General features: G+C 45.1%; 21 protein-coding genes. 3 read left to right on the top strand and 18 right to left on the bottom strand.

Features of this window, described 5'->3' with window-relative positions; all coding sequences use genetic code 11:
* Window positions 1-19 precede the first annotated feature (19 nt).
* Together HNQ92_RS10140 and HNQ92_RS10135 are read right to left on the bottom strand one after the other, a co-directional pair.
* Entirely contained in the window at window positions 20-2,794 is a 2,775-nt protein-coding gene (locus HNQ92_RS10140; RefSeq protein WP_184173835.1) for a TonB-dependent receptor, read from the bottom strand.
* Complete coding sequence (locus tag HNQ92_RS10135) at window positions 2,791-3,522, bottom strand: hypothetical protein (RefSeq protein WP_184173833.1); 732 nt, start codon at window positions 3,520-3,522, stop codon at window positions 2,791-2,793. The genes HNQ92_RS10140 and HNQ92_RS10135 overlap by 4 nt, the downstream gene beginning before the upstream one ends.
* A 403-nt stretch (window positions 3,523-3,925) precedes the next feature.
* Here HNQ92_RS10135 and HNQ92_RS28925 point away from each other — a divergent pair, with 403 nt between their 5' ends.
* On the top strand, window positions 3,926-4,054 hold the full coding sequence (locus HNQ92_RS28925; protein ID WP_281380733.1) for a hypothetical protein: 129 nt from the start codon (window positions 3,926-3,928) through the stop codon (window positions 4,052-4,054).
* 128 nt (window positions 4,055-4,182) lie between these two features.
* Here the strand turns inward: HNQ92_RS28925 and HNQ92_RS10130 are convergent, their stop codons facing one another.
* The 10 genes from HNQ92_RS10130 to HNQ92_RS10085 form a co-directional block, all read right to left on the bottom strand.
* A complete protein-coding gene (locus tag HNQ92_RS10130) occupies window positions 4,183-5,334 on the bottom strand; it encodes a retropepsin-like aspartic protease (RefSeq protein ID WP_221307429.1) in 1,152 nt (383 codons plus the stop codon).
* 199 nt (window positions 5,335-5,533) lie between these two features.
* Window positions 5,534-6,073, bottom strand: a complete 540-nt coding sequence (locus HNQ92_RS10125) for a helix-turn-helix domain-containing protein (protein ID WP_184173829.1) — start codon at window positions 6,071-6,073, stop codon at window positions 5,534-5,536.
* 211 nt (window positions 6,074-6,284) lie between these two features.
* Window positions 6,285-6,683, bottom strand: coding sequence for an inner membrane protein YiaA (yiaA, locus tag HNQ92_RS10120; protein WP_184173827.1), 399 nt, complete (start codon window positions 6,681-6,683; stop codon window positions 6,285-6,287).
* A 258-nt stretch (window positions 6,684-6,941) separates the two neighbouring features.
* On the bottom strand, window positions 6,942-7,343 hold the full coding sequence (locus HNQ92_RS10115; RefSeq protein ID WP_184173825.1) for a DoxX family protein: 402 nt from the start codon (window positions 7,341-7,343) through the stop codon (window positions 6,942-6,944).
* Between the two features lie 13 nt (window positions 7,344-7,356).
* Window positions 7,357-7,962, bottom strand: a complete 606-nt coding sequence (locus HNQ92_RS10110) for a hypothetical protein (protein WP_221307428.1) — start codon at window positions 7,960-7,962, stop codon at window positions 7,357-7,359.
* An 80-nt stretch (window positions 7,963-8,042) separates the two neighbouring features.
* Complete coding sequence (locus HNQ92_RS10105; RefSeq protein ID WP_184173821.1) at window positions 8,043-8,642, bottom strand: Crp/Fnr family transcriptional regulator; 600 nt, start codon at window positions 8,640-8,642, stop codon at window positions 8,043-8,045.
* Window positions 8,643-8,779: 137 nt separating this feature from the next.
* Window positions 8,780-9,778: an alpha/beta fold hydrolase gene (locus HNQ92_RS10100; RefSeq protein ID WP_184173818.1), complete on the bottom strand. Its 999-nt coding sequence runs from the start codon at window positions 9,776-9,778 to the stop codon at window positions 8,780-8,782.
* Window positions 9,779-10,114: 336 nt separating this feature from the next.
* Entirely contained in the window at window positions 10,115-10,327 is a 213-nt protein-coding gene (locus tag HNQ92_RS10095) for a DUF4287 domain-containing protein (RefSeq protein ID WP_184173816.1), read from the bottom strand.
* Between the two features lie 42 nt (window positions 10,328-10,369).
* Window positions 10,370-10,969 (bottom strand): class I SAM-dependent methyltransferase, encoded by a 600-nt coding sequence (locus HNQ92_RS10090; RefSeq protein ID WP_246439959.1) that lies wholly within the window; start codon window positions 10,967-10,969, stop codon window positions 10,370-10,372.
* Window positions 10,970-11,207: 238 nt separating this feature from the next.
* Window positions 11,208-11,825, bottom strand: a complete 618-nt coding sequence (locus HNQ92_RS10085) for a hypothetical protein (RefSeq protein WP_184173814.1) — start codon at window positions 11,823-11,825, stop codon at window positions 11,208-11,210.
* An 806-nt stretch (window positions 11,826-12,631) separates the two neighbouring features.
* On the opposite strand from HNQ92_RS10085, the gene HNQ92_RS10080 reads away from it, so the two are divergent.
* Entirely contained in the window at window positions 12,632-13,684 is a 1,053-nt protein-coding gene (locus HNQ92_RS10080; RefSeq protein ID WP_184173812.1) for a DUF4386 domain-containing protein, read from the top strand.
* Between the two features lie 135 nt (window positions 13,685-13,819).
* Window positions 13,820-14,131, top strand: coding sequence for an alcohol dehydrogenase catalytic domain-containing protein (locus HNQ92_RS10075; protein ID WP_425504287.1), 312 nt, complete (start codon window positions 13,820-13,822; stop codon window positions 14,129-14,131).
* Window positions 14,132-14,141: 10 nt separating this feature from the next.
* Here HNQ92_RS10075 and HNQ92_RS10070 read toward each other — a convergent pair whose 3' ends face one another.
* The 6 genes from HNQ92_RS10070 to HNQ92_RS10045 form a co-directional block, all read right to left on the bottom strand.
* Window positions 14,142-14,726 carry a Crp/Fnr family transcriptional regulator gene (locus tag HNQ92_RS10070; protein ID WP_184173808.1) on the bottom strand — a complete coding sequence of 195 codons (585 nt, stop codon included), beginning with the start codon at window positions 14,724-14,726 and terminating at the stop codon, window positions 14,142-14,144.
* Between the two features lie 272 nt (window positions 14,727-14,998).
* On the bottom strand, window positions 14,999-15,991 hold the full coding sequence (locus HNQ92_RS10065) for a pepsin/retropepsin-like aspartic protease family protein (RefSeq protein WP_184173806.1): 993 nt from the start codon (window positions 15,989-15,991) through the stop codon (window positions 14,999-15,001).
* A gap of 170 nt (window positions 15,992-16,161) precedes the next feature.
* On the bottom strand, window positions 16,162-16,785 hold the full coding sequence (locus HNQ92_RS10060; protein WP_184173804.1) for a class I SAM-dependent methyltransferase: 624 nt from the start codon (window positions 16,783-16,785) through the stop codon (window positions 16,162-16,164).
* Between the two features lie 511 nt (window positions 16,786-17,296).
* A complete protein-coding gene (locus HNQ92_RS10055; protein WP_184173802.1) occupies window positions 17,297-18,079 on the bottom strand; it encodes a DUF3667 domain-containing protein in 783 nt (260 codons plus the stop codon).
* Between the two features lie 328 nt (window positions 18,080-18,407).
* A complete protein-coding gene (locus HNQ92_RS10050; protein ID WP_184173800.1) occupies window positions 18,408-18,719 on the bottom strand; it encodes a class I SAM-dependent methyltransferase in 312 nt (103 codons plus the stop codon).
* A 158-nt stretch (window positions 18,720-18,877) separates the two neighbouring features.
* Window positions 18,878-19,414 carry an SMI1/KNR4 family protein gene (locus HNQ92_RS10045; protein ID WP_221307427.1) on the bottom strand — a complete coding sequence of 179 codons (537 nt, stop codon included), beginning with the start codon at window positions 19,412-19,414 and terminating at the stop codon, window positions 18,878-18,880.
* Window positions 19,415-19,622: the final 208 nt, after the last annotated feature.

Genomic DNA, 19,622 nt, shown 5'->3' with positions numbered 1-19,622 from the left:
GGACCTCAATCGGGACCCTTTAAAATCTAAAATTATACGTAACGGTGGGGATCGGCTGGCCAAAGATCGAGAGCTTGTAGCCGTTGATGAGCCCGTTGTTGGTCTGGAAATAAACCGACGACGGGTTCCGGCGCCCCAGCAGGTTGTACACCGCCAGCGTCCAGGAGCTGTGGGCCAGTTTCCGGATCTTATGATTCCCTTCAATGTTCATCGAGATGTCGGTCCGGACGTAGTCCGGGATGCGGTATTGGTTGCGCTCGGCGTAGTAAATGCGCGTAGAGCCTTCGATGACGTACTTCCCAATGGGCGGCGTGTAGGGCCGACCGGTACTGTAGGTGAAGTTGAGCGAGAAGCTAAACCGGTGGCTGAACCGGTAGTTGCTGATCATCGTGAAGTCGTGCGGCTTGTCGTAGTTGCTGGGGTACCAGGCACCCTGGTTGGGTACGTCGGAGGCGGCCAGGTCGGTGGCGCGCAGCAGCGAGCGCGAGTAGGTATAGCTCACCCAGCCGTTGAGCTTGCCGGTGAGTTTTTTCAGCATAAGCTCCACGCCATAGGCTTTCCCGACGGTATTGATCACGGCGGTTTCGACGCGGGGATTCAGGATCAGCGAGTCGCCGCCTTTAAAGTCCAGGAAGTTCTGGATGTTTTTGTAGTAGCCCTCTACCGAGAGTTCTATCTTGTTATTTCGCAGGTTTTTATAAAGGCCCACGGCGAGCTGGTCGCCCTGCTGCGGCTTGATGTTGTTGTCGCTCAGTTTCCAGATGTCGGTCGGAGACACGATCATCGTATTGGAGAGCAGGTGAATGTACTGCCGCATGGTATTATAGCTCACCTTCAGGGAGGTGTTGTCACGCAGGGTATAGCGTGCCGAAAGGCGGTATTCGGGTCCGCCGTAGCGTTTGATCACATCGCCGCGCTCGTACCGCTGGCTGCCTTCGGCGTAAATGGTTTCAACGGGGAAGCCGGGCAGGTAGGTGTTGACCGTCCGTGGGCCCAGGTAGTGAAAGAGCGAAAAACGAATGCCCGCCGTGATCGAGAGCCGGGTACTTACCTCAAAGCGGTCTTCAAGGTAAATGGCACTTTCCTGGGCCTGCTCCGCTTCCAGAATATCCGGCACTACCAACGACTCGCTGCCTTTGGGGGTGAAAGAGCCGGGAGTGAGCCTATACCGCAGCGTGGAGGCACCAAACTCCAGGGTGTGGTTGGGGTGCAGAAAATAGGTAAAGTCCGCCTTGACGTTGGACTGGTTGATGCCGAAGGCGAGGTCAAACGCCGCCGTGGGTGTAGCCTGGCTGCCGATGGCGTACTCGTAGTTGCTGTGTGAGGCGGTAAAAACGCTGTAGAGCTTGTCGTTGAAAGTGTGCTTCCATTTGAGCGAAGCGAGCTGATTCTGATAAGTATAGAGGGTGTCGCCAACGAGCCGGAACTGGTCACTGCTCAGGTACCCGGTGGCGTAGATGCTATTCTTCTGGTTGATTTCGTGGCTCAGGTGGAGGTTGACGTCATAAAACGAAGCGGAGCCATTGTTGAAAGAAGCGTTGTCGAGCCGCTTAAGTACCCAGTTGGAATAGGTGGAGCGTCCGCCCAGCAGAAACGAGGTTTTGTCCTTGATAATGGGCCCTTCTAAGGTAAAACGCCCGGTGATAAGCCCCACGCCACCCGAGGCCACGAATTTCTTCTTGTTGCCGTCGCGGCTGTTGATTTCCAGTACCGACGACAGCCTACCCCCAAACCGGGCGGGGATGGTACTTTTGTACAGCTCTACGTCCTTGATGAGGTCCGGGTTAAAGGCCGAAAAGAACCCAAACAGGTGGGACGGATTATACACCACGGCGTCGTTGAACGAAATGAGGTTTTGGTCCGTCGAACCGCCGCGGACGTTCAGACCTACGCTACTTTCGCCCACGGTTTTTACGCCGGGGAGGGTCAGGATGGTCCGCAGCAGGTCGGTTTCGCCAAACACCGTAGGTACCTGTTTCAGCGTTTTAATGTTCAGCTTTACCTGACCCATCTGGTTGCCCGCCACGTTGTCGTCTACCCCGGCTTTAACGGACACCTCTTTCAGCGCTACCACACTCTCCAGCAGTTCGATGTCCAGGGTACCGGTAGAATAAAGCACGATCTGCCGACGGCTCTCGCGCATGCCCACGCTCTTGATGCGCAAGGTATGCCGCCCTCGGGGCAGGGTGAGGGAGTAGTAGCCCAAGGCGTCGGTGGTGGTACCGATGTAGGGTTTTTCGATGAATAAGGCCGCGCCGATCACCGGTTCGCCCGTGTTGGCGTCCCGCACGTAGCCCGACAGCACCGAGTTGCCCGGCGTGATCCGCACCCGCTTGATCCCGATTTCAAACAGCTTACTTTCGGCCGTGGCCAGCAGCTGCTCCTGCAGGTCGCTGGTGGGGGAGGCGTAAGCTATGGCCTCGGTAGTATCTGCCTGGCTACGGGCGTCGAAGAGGTTGGGGGCTAGCTGCGTAATGATGGCCTGGCCTTTGGTCACGTAGACACGCCGCTGGTCGTCGATGGCGTAGGTAAATTCGGTATCCCTAAACACCTGGTCCAGGATGGCCCTCAGCGAGAGGCCCGTGGCCTGGAGCGTGACCTGCAGGCTGTCGAGCTGGGAGGCGTCGTAGTAGAAGTAGTAGTCGGTTTTGGCTTCGATCTGCTGCACAAACTGCGGAAAGCTCACGTTGGGAAAGGAGGCGTCCAGGGTGGGGGTACTTTGGCCGAACGCGCCGCCGCCCGACAAGAAGAAAGACAGCCATACGCAAACGGCGATTCGTAAAAATAGCTTCATGGGCGGACAAGTTGGTCGTAGTAAGCGGTCATTTTCACCAGGGCATTTTCACGGTCCTGGCGGTAATTGATCTTTTGCTGGCGAAGGTACCTTTTTAGCGGTTTCTTTTGGTCCGCCAGCAGGTTAAGGAAGGCTTTTTTGCTGTGAATAACCCGGAAAGTACCCCCCTGTTGCAGGTAGTAGGTATTTTTGGCGTTAAACTCCACCACTACCACCATGTTGTCGATCCGTTCCTGCCGGTCTTTGATTCGGCGTGCCCATACCTTGGTTTCGCCATCGTACAGCAAGTCGTGAAAGCCCGTTCGAATTCCTACGTTTTGCTCGGCCTGCAGCCACACAAAGGTGTGATCGAGCATTCGGAAGTACTTGACCCGGTCGCGGTTGAGCTGCACGTTGCCGTAGCCTCGGATGTGCTTGATCACCACCTGATCTTTCAGAATGTCATATACCATCGGGATCGACTCGTGCAGCAGGCCATCGTAATGCACGGTACCTTCTTCCCAGTTTTCGGTTTCGAAGAAAGGGTGCGTTTTGGCCCGCTTGTCGTAAAAGAAGTACCGGCTGCCGTTGTAGAGGTGTTGCGATTCGGCGGTCGCTTTCCGGTAAAGCGAAAGTGCCTCCTGATAGCCAGGCGCGGTGCTGTCCTGTGAGGAACGAACAACAACCTGACCCTGTACCCAGGACGACGTCCAGAGCCAGGCAATAACGCAAAGGTAATGCATGCGCATATAACGTGTGGTTTAGGCTTTATGCCCTTCGGGACGGACCAAGTACCGCCCGTCCCCAAAGCGTTCACAATCTACGGACAAAAAAGCAATTTCCCCAGCCTAAGTACTTTAACAGGGCTACTAAAGTATACTTATGTAACCGGTAATGGTATTTTGGGGTAACAAGTACCCTGAACGTTCTTCGTACCTATACGCCGTATATAGGCTGTTTGTGGCGCAACGCGAAAAAAGAAAACTACCCCTTCGTAAAGCTATAATCCTATCATGCCTTCGGCATTTTTGTACGAAAGCCCTGTGTTGATCAGTGAGTAAGCCTGTAACTATTTTTCTTAGAGAGGTGATATTTATGCTTGTACACTCATGCGGCGGGAAAGCGTTATGAAGAATTCACCCATCCATACTCATGAGCCGAATCAGTGCCGTTAAGTACGCAACGAGCGGTGAGGCTCAGGTACCCAACGGCACGCGGATTCACTACCTAAGTTCTCTTCTACATACATTCGATCGCTACGCGGCCACGAAGGCGCGTTAGTGATCCGTAAATTAGTTTGTACACGCTTTTGAATCGTAAAGTAAACTCCTCGAAGTAAAAGCAGGAAAACCCTACAAGGTACTTTACATTCCTAATCGCTCATCAATTGGGAATGTAAAGTACCTCTATTATTTCGCCATTTGTTTCAGGTAGCTTTCGTAATCGGAATAGGGTTCGTCTTTTCGGCTGTTTGGTTTTAAGTAGAGCAGGCCGTTTCGATTATCCAGGATGACATTAAAGTGGTTTAATACCTGATTTCCGAACAGGGTAGTCCGTCCCTGAGGATTGGAGGGATCGGCGGCATTGGTAACGATGTCTTTGAATTCCACTCCGGCAATGGTGGCATCCAGCCGAATGATTTTTCTTCCGTTTAGGATTTGCAATTCTTTCAGGTTAGCCCAGTTACTACCCTGGCTCGTGAAGTCTTCGCCAAGGAGCATGGTTCCGTCACGGCCGGTGTCGAACAGAAACCAGAAAGCGTATTTCTTTCCATTTTGAACAAAATCAGCCTTGAACTTGGGTCGGTCTTGTTCATAAAATACGGCTTGCTTTTTATACTCTTTCGCGTAGGCAGGCAATTGATCGTGCACGGTCAGGAGCTTTTTATCATAATCAATTTCAATGATTTTGTTGCGAAAAAGCCCATTGCCAATAATCAAATCCTCGTGGGGTTTCATGTTTCCTACTTCAATGAGTGGTACCCCGCTCCAGCTGAAATCGCCCAGCGTTAATGTATTGCCCGAGCTAACCCTGGCCTCGTTTACGCCCTGGGTATTATCGACCATGGCCTTTCCGTCAAAGGTTAACGCCAATTTTTCGGAAGCTGATCTATTAACGCAGGATGCCCCCGCACCGAGATCAAATTGTATAGTTACATTTTTTTGGCCATTAAGGTACCCTTGAAAGTATATTCTCGAACCAATTAAAGTAAAGGGAATGCTTTGAGGGTAGGTTTTATTCAGCTGCATGGATACGGGCGTCGGCGCTTCCCTGGCTACAATCCGAACGAGGCAGCTGTCGGTTTCACGGAGCAGCACGATCAAATCGTAGATTTGGCCGTACTTCGTTTTAAAGCTGATTTTGTCCTGATCCGTCTGGAGCGTTACCTTACTACCTTTTAATGGAATATTTACGTAGTAGATGTCCGGTTTCAGACCGGGCTCGAGCGTCCAGTTTACTTTGACCTGGTCTCCATCCAGGATGAAAGCATTTTCCTGGGTCGCTTTAATGACGGGAAGTTTCTTTTGGGCGAAAAGGGGCGAGCTTAGGCCAAATAGCATAAGAAGGATTACCCGTAAAAGGGTATACGTCGGAAGTAAAGGGGTTTTTGTCTTACACATGGGGCTCATTTTAGAAAGCGATAAGCAGGTATTTACTGGCTCCTGCTAGTTACCCCAAAGGAAGGGTACATTCCGGTAGCGGAAAGTGCCAGGTAGCCGCCAAAGTACCGTCACCGACCCGCCAATGACCCGCCAAAAATTACAATAGGCTAAATTTTAGGGAGATGCGTAAAGTGTTGTTCTTCGCGATTTCGGCGGCATTCCGAAGAACGACGAAGCCGTTTAAAAGTACCCAGACTATAGGTACTAATAAAGTGAATTTGCTTTGTATGGCAAACCAGTCGTTCAACATCATGATGAGCAGCAAAAGTAAGAGGGCAACGAGCGTCCACAGGATTTGAATCGTGACGATCTGCCGGGTAGTGGGTGTGAACTGATTCTTCCAAAACATCAGCAGGAGCGGAGCCGCGATATTGAGGGGCGGAATAACAATAAAGGGGAGGGGAGACAGATTGATTACTTTCAACCAGGTACTCTCATCCCGTACACTTTTCTCTTTCTCGTCGAGCAAGTCGGCTTCGCTTACGCCCAGTCCTTTGGCCAACGCCTTCAGCGTATACCCTTTGGGGGCAGTGCCTGCTTCGATGCGTTGAATGGTCCGTACCGAAACCCCCGATTTTTCGCACAACTCCTCTTGGGTTATATTTAGTTGTTGTCTGAGGGCTAGTAATTTGGACATGGAAATTTTGTTGATAGTTTCAAAATTTGTCCCCGGAACTTGCATTTTCTGATAGTATTTTCGCCAGCCATTCAGTTCCTATGGCCTCAAGGTACCTTGTCCATAGACGCTGTAAGAGGTTCGCTACCAGAGATTGCCCCAACTTGATTAAATCCTCCAATCGCTGACGGAGGTACCCTAAAAGCGGCCGCTAGGATTCTGGTTGATTTTTCTACTCAGCCTTGTTGGTAGGCATGTTGTCCCTGGTGTTTTTTTGCACGGAGATAGCCCCAAAAAGGCCTAGTAAAAAGGCAAAAGCATAGAACCCTTTTTCGCTGGGTAATAAGGTGGCGTTCCAAAGCCCCACGGTTAGTAAAAGAATGGATAATAGGGTAGCAAACCAACAAATTCCGTAGTACATATCCGTAACCGGTACCCCTTCCAGTCGGTCCCGAACACTTTTTTGAAGAGATACAACGGAAAAAAGGCCAAACATGAGAACCGTAAAGTAATACCCTTTTTCGTTTAATACCATTTCCGATCTCCAAAGCCCTACTAAATAACCCACCATGCCTACCCCTAAGGCAATCCAGGAGGCGGCTACGAATGCATTTGATGTTTTTTGTACCATTTTATAGCTTAATTATTTGTTATTGATCGGTGCGTCTTTACCCGTGCTTAATAAGCACCGGTTTGACCACACGTTAAGGATAAAGGAGGTACATAAACTTGAAAAAAGCCAAGTATGCTCACTCATGGGATAAAAGTAGCGTTTTGTTGCTGACTACAAAAACCGTATGCAAAATGGCTTACAATTCCCAGGTTTTTTAGCAACGTAGATCGTGGCTAAGCGTAGGTCACTCAGCTGGCTCATCCCCTGCGCGATGGGCTAATCCCACGGATGCTGGCTCGAAATAGCTATTTTTCCCGCTCCCGTACATAGAAGGCTGATTCCCATCAACAGGTATATCGCTAGCAGCTCCAACGCCCAGCCCCCGGAGTCATTGAGCTTAAAAATAGAGGTACTTTGGGCCAGAACAATCGCCGTAAGACAATTGATGGCAAAAACCAATCCGGCTAAACGCGTCCGGAAGCCTACGATGATCAGGATCGGAGCCACTACCTCTCCTGCATAAACGCCGTACGCCAGGAAGGCGGGCAGCCCTTTTTCCACGAGAAGGCTTTCGATGAAACCAACTCCGGTTTGTACTTTACTAATTCCGTAAAACAACATGGGAAATCCAACGGCGATTCGGCTGATAAACATGCCTGAGTCAATGCTTTTTTTCATGGCTATTCAATGGTTAAAAGTGATACTTGATAAAAAGTCCGGCGTTTTGTAAGGTTTTTGTATTGTTGTTAAATTGATCCAGGTTAAGGGCAAAGCCATAGCTGGCTTTTTGCTGTTTCAAGCCCAACCGGACAAACTGCAGCCCGCGTTGATAGCCCTGCCTATGGACATTGGCAATGGCCAATAGATTGAAATACAGCTGAAGGGTTTGCGTCAGGTACGGCGAATAATCAAAGGATACCGCTTGCTCCAGCGTGAAGCCTCGCTGGTAGGTAGTACCCAGGGAGTAAGCAAACCAGTAGGTAGGTTTGACGACCCGGTATTGGGCCGAGGCAGTCAGAAAAGAGCCCGGGTTTTTGATTCCCACGGCGGCGTTTAGAGCAATCTTTTGGGAAATAGAAAAGGATACGGTGTTTCGGATGAAAAAGATGTTGTTTTTATCTTCCTGGTACTCCGTGTCCAGGAGGGTAAGGTTATTGATCCTGATTTTATCGTTGAATGAGTAGCTAATGGTATGCAAATACGTAAAGGAGCGGTGCCCGAGGTTCAGGTCGGGTACGTAGGTTACTGGTTGGGCGGTAAGTTTGAAAGTGACACCCCAAAAAAGTGCAAGCGTCATGTACCTGGCCTTCATTTTATTGCTTATCTAAATGACAGCGCAAACCTAGGCAGGGCCGAAAAGCTAAAAATTAAGGTACCTTAAGAAATGTCTGTAACGTGCTTTTTTCGCAGGAAACTTAAGAATTCCGGGGTTATACCCAGGTAGGAAGCAAGGACGTATTGGGGGAAGCGTTGCTCCATGGTTCGGTGGTCAGAAATCAAAGCCCTGTACCGGGAGTAGGCATCAACGCTCAGGTGCTCGATGGTCCGCTCTTGCAGGGCCACGTAGGCACTTTGTATTTTCAAGCGGAAAAAATCCGATAGGGCAGGTACTTCTTTGTAGAGGGTCTCTAGGTTATTTTTACTGATTTGGATCAGGGTAGTTTGCTCGTTGGCCTGGATAAACATCCGGGAAGGTTTCCCACTCAGGTAACTATACAAGTCATTGATCCACCAGTTTTCAAGGCCTAGCTGCAACGTATGTTCCTGGCTTTTCTCATCGAGGTAGTATACGCGCATACTTCCCTGGGCGATGTACCGCATGTGCCAGGATACCTGACCGGGCTGGAGCAGGTACTCTTTTCGTTTTATCTTTTTTAGTTCGAGTTTAGAAGTAATCAACTCCACCTCGCTACCATCCAGGGGGACCACCTCCCTGAAATGCGCTACCAGTTGTGAAATGATTCTATCCGTATCCATTTAAAGGGTCGTGTTCTGGAAATGTTTAGAAGCTTGATCTGTTGTTGGTAAGCTTCCCAAACCTCATGGGGGGGCACCGACATGCATGAGAAAGAGGTTTTAAGCCGAACCAAAACGCTATGGATATTGGTGGATTTCTATTTTGGGTTCTTTGTTAAATAAGAAATTAGAATTTTATAAAATTCTGCTGGCTGATCTTCCCACATGATATGGCCACATTTTTCAATAACCCTTATTTCGCTATTCTTAAGACATTCTTTTTGCAGGAAGAAGGTCGACTCCCCTTGATCATCTTGCCGTCCATACAAAATGAGAGCCGGTGTTTTTAACTTTTTCAAAGCGGCCGTAATGTCCCATTGGGTTTCCATTACCTCTTTGTCGATGTAGGGAATCGGCTGGAAGTTGAAGCCATAAAAAAGCTCCTCGAAGTTTTTGGCAGCTTTAGTCCGATCATAATACATAGACCGAGCATGGATTGCCATAAAATGCTTGAAAGCTACCACTTCTTTGGCCAGCGGATCTGCCTTTTTTAAGGAGTCTAATTCCGCATCAGTCTTCTGAGTAAATATCTTTTGAAGTACTTGCATGGAATCGAGTTCCGCACCGGAACGACGAACGTGCTGATTGTCAAAGAGTACGTTCCAAAGCTGGTAAGAAGGTGGAGCAGAACCTAACAGTGCCAGGTTGGATACAGCGTGTGGGTAAAGCGCAGCGTAATTCATGGCAAGCAGGCCCCCCCAGGAGATTCCCAGAAGCGTTATTTGCTGGTCACCTCGTGTACGGCGTAACAATTCAATGTCATTCAGATAACTCGCTATGTTGATGGTTTTTTCATTAATAGCAACATGGCGGGACTTCCCGGCACCCCGTTGATGAAGCAGCACACAGGTGAAAACGGCTTTTAAACTATCCATTAGTTCATAGGCTGGATGTTCGGGAGGGGCGCCAGGACCACCGGTCAAGATGTATAAGGCCGGGCCGGTGCCTTGCTCTTCATAAAAAAGCTGAATGCCGGCATTCGTAAAACTTTTTACGGATTGTCCATAGCAGCAGTTTATTGCCAGCAGCAAGATAAGCCCTGTTCTTTCGATACAGAAATAGCACTTCTTAGGGATATCGACAACGGGTTCACGCATGTGCATAGGCGGGTTTTCCCCGTGCTACTTTTCTCTGTCAGAAGAATACGCTCAGAGTGCTGTTCTACTACTTGAAGCGTCTCATGGATGGTACAGACATGCCATAGAAAGAACGGCACTTCGCTTTTGGCGGATGAAGATAAAAAAAAATAGTTGATGATATCACTAACTACGATACAAAGATTTATTCTCTAACACGGTATGTAAAATAAATTCCCGTTCAAACGATTTGCACAACGGGTCCGGTATTGGGGTAGCGGCGGACCCTTCGCGTACATCGGTTGGGCATTGAACCTGCTGATCCGTCAAGGTATCTAAGGTTTGCGAGCTCGTCTTTTATTCGGTCTTGCCTTTGAGCGTGGCATAAATGGCCATCGCGTGGCCATGGCCCAGCTCAAATTCTTCTTTCAGCCAATCCGTTACCTGAGTCGCTTTTACGGCCAGCGCCCCGTTTTGCAGAAACCCTTTTTCTTCGGCTATTTTTTTGAAATCCTCGGGGGATTTTCCGGTTTTCTTTTGGATGTTGTCGATATAGGCTTGAAAAGACATACGAATATGATTTTTAGATGGCATTGAATCACGTAGGGTAGCTTATCGGCTGAGAGCAAAACTACCAATAATTTCCCTTAAGTACCCCTTTGGCATGTGATCAAAAAGAAGGGGTAGTTTTCCGTCACTTCCGTGACCTCCAACAGTCCGGCCTCGCCAAACTCTTCCTGGATGGAGGCGCGGTCGTAAAAAAAACAGCTGAACGCCCCCGAACATCTCGAACCGATCCGGGCTGAGGTAGGTACCCTGGCCGTAGGTAGGGGCGGCTTTCGATAGGACCGTAAAAACCATGTAGCCTTGCTCCGTCAGCTGGTGGTAGCAGTCCCGGATCAGCTTCTCACGCTCGGGGCGGTCCAGCAAATGGATGAGGGCGTAGCAGAAGATGCCATCGTAACGATTATGATCAAAGGGCATGTCCGTCACCGAGCCGTGGTAGATCGCCATAGCCGGGCCGTACTGCTTCCGGGCTATCTCGATGGCCGTTTGGGATATTTCGATGCCGGTCACGGCCATGCCGCTATCCCGGAAGACCTGCGCGTTGCGTCCGTAGCCGATACCCGGAATCAGTACCTGCCTGACGCCCCGCTCAGCAAAGAAATCCCGGACCAGCACCGCCGACCGCGCGGGCTCAAAGCCCCACATGGCCTGCTTTTCGCTAAAGCTGGATTCCCAAAATTCTGGTGTTTGTGGGTTGTTGGTTATGAGGGGGGATGGATAATATAGCTAGCGTTTTAGCGCTTGTCGCAGTGGCGGATTTCGGATCAGCCCGCCTAAGCGGCAAAAATCTGGCAATATACCACAAAAGTTGATGGGAGGTAGAATCTTCAAGGAAGCACTTCACCCGCCTTTGAACCAAATGCCTATTAGCCGTTCGTTGTTTTTACTTCCCTAGAAGGACTTCATATTCTATGGGTATTTTTACTCCCTTAAACCGATTTGTCAGTCCGTAAAATAGTACAATGGTCAAAATTAGTCCAAAAATCAAAATTGCTTTTGATTGCTGTTTTGGTGTAAGGTTTAGAAAGCCCGCCTTTCTTTTCTTGTTATGAATTGCAGCAATATGTCCAAAAAAAGAAAAGATGGCAAGACCGTAATAGGGGATAAAAAACATGTTTAAAGGAAACGAATTAAGCCCTGCAACACCAAAATAAAAATTCGTATCAAGGTTTAATAAAAGCCGTCCTACTAAAACAGCACTCAAATGAATTATAAAAAATAGTGCTAAATAAAATCCGGTCCAAATGTGCATTTTTTCAAAAAATGTCTTTGCTGATTTTCTGTTCACCTTAAAAAGTGTAAACCCTGAATAAATTTGTATTGATATAGTCAAAAATAAAATTGTCTCAACGCAAATGTTGCGATAAAAATGTCGTAAAATTATCATTATTTCAATGTGTTTGCCTGCACCTATAATGCTGAAACAATGATTGAATAAATGAAGCCCAACAAAAATAGTTATAGCCAGTCCTGAAATGTAATGTATTTTTTTTAGGGTCATACTTCTTTTTGGAATATTTACCGTTAGTGCATTGATTTCTCTTTTCTTTAAAAGTTATTCTCAGCTTTTTGCAACAATTTTTAGTTCAGTATATTTTCAATCAATACTACAAAATTAGATAAGCCATAGTACATAAAACGTTAACTTAAGTCAAGAAATAAGTTTTTTTAAAACTATTTCTTCTAGAATTCTTATCCTAATTCAGATTGATGATATTGTATTTTTTAGATATGGGAAGCACGTTATCGAAACGACGTTCCCCTTTATTCAGAAAGCTGTTCGGCAATAGCTTGGATGCGCTGTTGAGCTTCTTGCAGAGTCTGGAATATCCTGTTTTTCAGCCGCCTTCGAACTTCTCGGTAGAATCGTTCGACGGGGTGGTCGGCCGCCGCCGTTGAGCCGCTGCGGGCAGGTTGCTGGAAGCCTGACAAAGTCCAGCCGCGTGGCCTGGTCGTCGCGCAGAATCTGCCGCAAGAGGCTAATCTGCTGACTGGTGAGCTTTCCGAATCCCCGCCTGGAGGGCTTTGTTATTAGTCCGTCGAAGCCCTTTTGACCATAGCTCTGCCACAGCCGGTGAGCATGGCGCTCACATAAGTCCATGGCTGCCCCAGCGGTAGCCTGAGATTTGCAATCGTCTGTTTTGAGTAGGCGCAGAAGCCGGGCTCGATCACGATCTAGGGCACTGCCTCGCTTCTTTTCAACTTTCGCTTTTCAATGATTGATCACGGTTTTGGGATTTCTTATCTTAAGTCAATGAATAGAACTTTTTTGAAAAAGTACCTTTGCAAAAATAATTTACACTCTTTATGAAGAATATTTTTAAAGGTACCAAAAGCGTAATATTTCTTACGATACTCATTTTGTCGTCTTGTTCGACTCCGAATAAGGTCGCCTGCCCTTCTTTTGACTCAGGAAAAGGCTTAAAAAACAAGAGGTATAAGAGTGGAATTAAAACTTTTAACGTTCGTAAAGTATTTTCTTTAAAAAAAGGACATAATTATAAACGAGAAAAAATGTCCAACCTAAATTTTATTGATGACCAATCTTCTGATTTGCCCACGGAAGAATTTAATTCATTTGCATCTAGTGAGGAAATTAATTCACACGATTTAGGCCACTCTAATTTTGATTTAATTGAGCAAAATCAACATCAGGAGCATAAAGTTGCAAATTCAAATAAGTTATATTTAAAAAAACAAATAAAGCCTATAAATGCAACTTCTAGTCCGCATATAAAAAAGGTTTTTGAAAAAAAGAACACATTCAACAAAAATCAAGATACTAGTATTTATGAAAAATCAAAACGAAAGGAGGCTATCATCAAAGGTGGAGCCATTATTTTAATGGCTCTTTTAGCGGGTATTTCTATTCCCGCATTGGGAACAACTACTGCGAGTGTAGGTTTGGTAGCTATTTTACTGCTTGATGTGCTTATTTCGATAGGTATTATTAGGTACTATAGAAAAGAGAAACCCAATCTTGCAAAAACAACTGGATTCTTGCGAATACTTTATTCCGCAATATTTGGGATTGGTATTGGTTATCATATAGTAGGGAATGTGGGTTTGTTTAATAAATTTTGGTCATTAGGACTTATTGCCTTTGGGTTTCATCTTATAGCCTTAGGGATACTTTTTAATAATGAAGGTGGTAAAAAATGGGTAAATTACACTATAAAATCATTGTTAATTATTGCTGGTATTGGCTATACTTTACTTAATGTTGGACTGCTATTTACTGCTAATCCTGTTGCCTTCACAGCTTTAATACAGCCTATATTTACAGTGCCTCAAATAGTAGGAGAAGTACTGTTTGCCTTATGGATGATTATTAAAGGAGGGAAAAGTGAAAATATATAGTTAAATAGGCGTATTAATTAAATATTTGCCAGGGCTTTTATTTATTAATAAAATGTCAACTAATACGATGAAGGCAGTTGTATGTGAAGGATACGGTGGTGTTGAAGTATTGCGTATTGCAACGCTGGATAGCCTATTACAAAAGTAACTGAACTACTTATACGGATTAGTGCTACTGCAGTAAACTCAGGTGATGTAGCTGTTAGAACATTAAAAGGAAATCTTTTTCAGAAAACAATCATGAAGCTTATATTCGGATGGGGTAAGCCGAGAAATCCAATATTAGGCACAGTTTACGCTGGTATTGTAGAACAGATAGGAAGCGATGTGAAGAATTTTAAGAAGGATAATTATAACTCATGTATTGATAGGATATATACATTAAATGAAATCGTTGAAGCTCATCGCTACGTGGATACAGGCAAAAAAAAGGGAATGTTGTCGTGAAAATCAATTCTTAATTTATGGACGTTTTTAAAATACGTTTTCTTATTCGACTTAAAGACTCAGGTGTCATCCCCAGATAACTGGCAATAAAATACTGAGGTACTCGTTGTAAAAGTTCGGGCCTTTCGTTTATTAGATTCAAATAACGTTGTTCAGGAGACGAAGTAATAAATTTTGCAAGTGTACTTTGGGTTTTACCAAAATCAGCCTCAATCATTTTACGAGTTATATCAGCTAAAATAGGAAACTTAATAAATAATTCTTTGTCTTTTTCAGGATTTCCAATTAGCAAAACAGAGTCTTCAATACAAGTGAGATAACTTTCTGATTTTTGTTGTTCAATTTGATTAGAATAGTAATTTACGGCTTGATTTTCGGTATAAATCCCTATTGTTTTTTCGGTACCATCTTGAATAATATACTGTCTTAAACAACCTTTTAAAACAAAGTAGCACAAGTTACATGCCTGTCCTTCTTTTACTAGATTGTTGTTTTTCTTAATTTCAACAACAGTCATCAATCCAGCTAATTCTTGAACTTGATTTTCATTCAGTTCGTTGAATTTTGATAAAAATTGAATTAATTTTTCATTCATTGTTTTTTGCTTGCTATGATTTTAGATTTATGACTTATTTTTTTTGCCTGTGATGATATTCTCACCAATAATGAATGCCGAGTTTACGATCCAAATATTGGACCAAATTATAAATTTAGCTTAATGATCCGTAACGTTTTATAGCGGGGGGGCTTCATACACTTGCCGGAGAAAACACCAGCAAGGGCTTAACATTTTTGTGGGTTGTTGGAATTTATTTGGGGAGTGCGTTATTGAACGCATGGGCTGCGTACGTTTTAGCCTGTCGGCGTCTATTTATTAAACTTTATTAACTCACTATTATAATCAATAGTCACTTTAAAATAGTGTAAAAAAGAACCTCCAATTGCCCCTTTTACGACTTTATCCATACTTCCAATCATTCCTTTTGACCAAGCCTCATCCGGTCTTTTGGCAAACCATACAGGTCCTGCCGTTAAGTTTCCTACTTTCACTTCAGGTACTTCAATCAGGTCTGACCCTGTGAGTTCACCCTTTTCAATGATTCTCCAGTCGGGATGTCGGCGGTGCCACTCGTTGAAAACACTTGTTGCTATAAAGGAGCCTGCTGTCACCTCCACATCGACCCCTAATTTATTTTTACCATGTTCACTTAGCAAAAACATGGCTCCTGTGTCAAATAGAAAGTCCAGTACTTTACCATCAATTTCCAATTTCATGCTTGGATGACCAAACTTTTTATTTCCAGTTCTGTCTTTTTTAAAACGGATCACTTGTACGTTCTGGTCACTTTGATCTTTCCTGATGGACGTATTGACATACATTCTCCCCGTTAGGTAATCGAAGGTCCACGAATGATTGATAAAAAAAAACTGCCCTAGGAATACCTGATAGTTAACTAACCTTGCTAAGAACAAACTCTCCCGCGTGTCATCAGGTGCTTCCAAAAAAGGGGTATCTATATGTGACTTGAAATAGCTGGCAATCTGTGGATAGGGTATATCGCTGTTAGTGTATATTTCTTTTGCCAGAATATATTTCGTCGTATCGCCTTCTATATCTAAGACCTTAACCTTTGATGCCAGACCAAGTTCTGCCACGGCTGAACGGTAAATTGCTGTATAACCGCCACCTGTGTCACAATATCCTAAGATAGTATCGCCCTTAATGGTAGGTATTTTAAGAAAAAATCGTCCCTCTATCAGTTGAGCAGGAAGGGAAATGGGCTTAATTATTCGCTCAGGCATTGTTTGTGCATACCCTTCGACAGTAATCACTATGAGTAGAATATAGATAATTTTCATAATAATTTTTTTTGCCCATGTTGATATTCTCACCAGCAACGAATGCCGATTTTTCGATCCAAATATTTAACCAAATTTTTAATTATAATTTAATGATCCGTAACGTTTTATAGCGGGGATTTTTGCTTCATACACTTGCCGGCCAAGCGCAAAATTACAGATATTTTCCCTCAAGTACCCTTTTGGCATGTGATCAAAAAGAACGGGTAGTTTTCCGTCACTTCCGTGACCTCCAACAGTCCGGCCCCGCCAAACTCTTCCTGGATGGAGGCGCGGTCGTAAAAAAACAGCTGAACGCCGCCAAACATTTCATACCGGTCTGGACTGAGGTAGGTACCCTGGCCGTAGGTGGGTGCGGCTTTGGATAGGACCGTAAAAACCATGTAGCCTTGCTCCGAGAGCTGGTGGTAGCAGTCCCGGATCAGCTTCTCGCGCTCGGGGCGGTCCAGCAGATGGATGAGGGCGTAGCAGAAGATACCGTCGTAACGATTATGATCAAAGGGCATGTCCGTCACCGAGCCGTGGTAGATCGTCAGGGCCGGGCCGTACTGTTTCCGGGCTAGGTCAATGGCCGTTTGGGAGATTTCGATGCCCGTGACTTCCATGCCGCTATCCCGGAAGACCTGCGCGTTGCGTCCGTAGCCGATACCCGGAATCAGTACCTGCCTGACGCCCCGCTCGACAAAGAAATCCCGGACCAGCACTGCCGACCGTGCGGGCTCAAAGCCCCACATGGCCTGCTTTTCGCTAAAGCTGGATTCCCAAAATTCTGGTTTTTGTGGGTTGATGGTCATGGTGGGGAGGGTTGTATGCAGCTAACGGATTTATTGATGCGTGAATTAGGTGGTCAAGTATCTACTGGTTTCCTACTTTCCCCGAAGAAAACAAGACTTTCGCGGCACTTGGGTCATTATAGGGAAACTCATGGATATAGAAAGTGCTTTATGCGGAATTTCAAGATTCCGGAGGAATCTCACGTATATAGCCAAGATTCGAGCCAAACCTTCCTCTGATTCCAGCGGAATCACACGATTTTTCGGCGCTTACGACCACGCTGTGGACTATCTGCCAGGTTACTTTGCTTTTAAATATCTGTAAACGTGTAAATCCGTTACCACCGTGGCCTCTGGCGTTATCGGTTGAGCCTTTACAAATCAATTCACAGACCTATAAGCTTGGCGATGTAGTGGATTTTCAGAATAAAAACAGGGCCGCCCAAGGGTTCAGAAAAATTCTTGTTGTTGAATCTTGCGCCGCTGGGGCGGGACGTAAATGATTCATAGAACCACTTCGGCCGCCACAATGCTAAAACGATGTTGGGTTCAGCATTTTTGAAATCAAAACAATTAATAATATTACTAGTATAAACAAAATTCCCATAACCACATAGGTCACAACGGTCAATAATACTCTTTTTATAGGTTTAAGTGAGTCGAAAAATTGATAATATGTCCAAAATGTCAAACAAATCCCTAAAAGGAATTTTATAACGTCTATTATTCCGTTCAGTTCTTTGTCTTTAATAAAATATGCAAAGGGTAGTATGATTAAAAAAGCTACCGTTCTTTGCCCGGCAACGAATGAATTGAGAATGAGATGCTGAAAGAAATTATTTTTTGTTTTATAAAAACAAAGATAAGAAGAGAACGAAATAATGGGGATAATAATCAAAGTTGAGTAAGCATAATGATTTGCCATCCATTGAATAATTTCTCCCAACAAACCGAGGTTAGTGTTCGATTCTGTGGTAGAAGCATAGTTCATTCCTTTTAAAAAGTCGTCAAGAAAGCTCGTTTTGTGCGATACTTTTGTCAATAAAGCATATATAGTCGATAGTATAAATATGTAAGCAAAAGGCTTAAAATGTTTAACCCTCTTTCCATCCAGATATTCTCTAATGGTATGCCCTGGCCTCCGAAATAATTCTTTTGAAGTATAAAGTATCCCTTTGTCGATATGGAATATGCCGTGTTGTATTTCGTGTAAAATGCTTGTAAAATTAATCTCATGAGTATTGGCAGTTTGTCCACAATTGTTGCAATAATTACCTTGAAAAGTATAATTACAATTCTTACAGGTTGTTGTCATAGTAAGCTGTTTGTCTTTTTTTGACCTTAGGTTGAGGACATTAGAGATTTGGCTATTGGCTTTTAAATATACGAAGTTTTGCGGACGCCAAGCAATAGTACTTTTTGTGTTTTATGTAACTTTTCGAAGAAAGAATAGCGCTTTGTGGGCTTGCTTGCTGGATTTACTTCTCCCGTTTATGAATTCTTTCTTAGGATGAGCTATTCCATTCGGGGCCCTGATTGGTGTAGAAGCCTTTGTGGGTGAGAAGACCAATAACGGATGCGGCGCTTATGAGCTAAGCACTTGATCTGTTTTAAGAAGAAGGGATTTTAATTATTTGTGAGGTTCAATAAGGACAAAAAAAAGGCATGTCCGTCACTGAGCCGTGGTAGATCGTCAGGGCTGTACCATACTGCTTCCGGGCTATCTCAATGGCCGTTTGGGAGATTTCGATGCCGGTCACGGCCATGCCGCTGTCCAGGAAAGGCTGCGCATTTCGGCCGTAGCCAATACCCGGAATCAGTACCTGCCGGACGTCCTGCTCAACAAAGAAATCCCGGACCAGCACCGCTGACCGCGCGGGCTCAAAGCCCCACATGGCCTGCTTTTCGCTAAAGCTGGATTCCCAAAATTCTGGTTTTTGTGGGTTGTTGGGCATAGGGGGATTAGTTGAACGGATAAGCGCTTTAAGAATGGCGGGTATTCAATGTTCTGAAGCCTCACTTTTGCTCTGCCGCTGATTATTGTTTTGTTGTTGAAAAATAGCACTTCTGCCCGACTTTTTTAAAGCGACTGTTAGTGGCAGTTGGTCGTAAGTTAAATCTTGATTTTTCCATTTGTCCACCATTCAATAAACATTTTTAAATTAGGTGCAATCCAGGTTCTGCTATCTTCTTCGTGGTTCCAAACAAAAATATCATTCTTTTCAAATCTGCCATTCAGTGTCACGAAACCAAATAAGTCTCCATTGCCAGCGTCAGAAAAGAACAACAGTTGTTCAAAAGACATGTACAACTCCTTAAAGTCTGGAAGGGTGCGGTATTTCTTATTTGTTTCTATCACCCGCTCAATAGTCCAAATAAGTTCGCCGATCTTTTCACCGTTTATAGTTTGGATTATCCCATTTGTCTGTCGGTATAACTCTTCCAGTTCTTTCGGCAATTCGTCAAGACCAAACTGACGTTTTACATAGAAAATTAAATTAGCCGGTGCAGGCGGATTGAAACTAAAACCGTTCGTTTCGTCCTGCATTTCTATTCCTTTCGTTACATACTCCTTCCAGTCCATTTCTAAGGTCTCTTTGTATTGCCCATAACGTTCTGCGGCTTTGCGTTCAAGCGGGTTTCGGAGCACAAAGTTTCAATTAATCACTAAAGTTCATTAGAAGCACTAAGCTCCAAGTTTGCACGTCAGCCCGCCTGACGCAAAACCGCTGTGCCTGTTGCACAACTCTTGTATCAAGATAGTTTTTTTCTGCCTGGAGTGTCAGTATTTGTTAAATATTTTTTTTAAACAGTTGATTTTCATTTGTTTAAGTGACTAAAAATCACTAAGTTTAATA

It is taken from the genome of Rhabdobacter roseus (genome assembly GCF_014202275.1).
GTDB classification, from domain to species: Bacteria; Bacteroidota; Bacteroidia; order Cytophagales; family Spirosomataceae; genus Rhabdobacter; species Rhabdobacter roseus.
The sequence above is the reverse complement of the archived record's forward strand: the minus strand, read 5'-3'. Positions and strand labels throughout refer to the sequence as shown.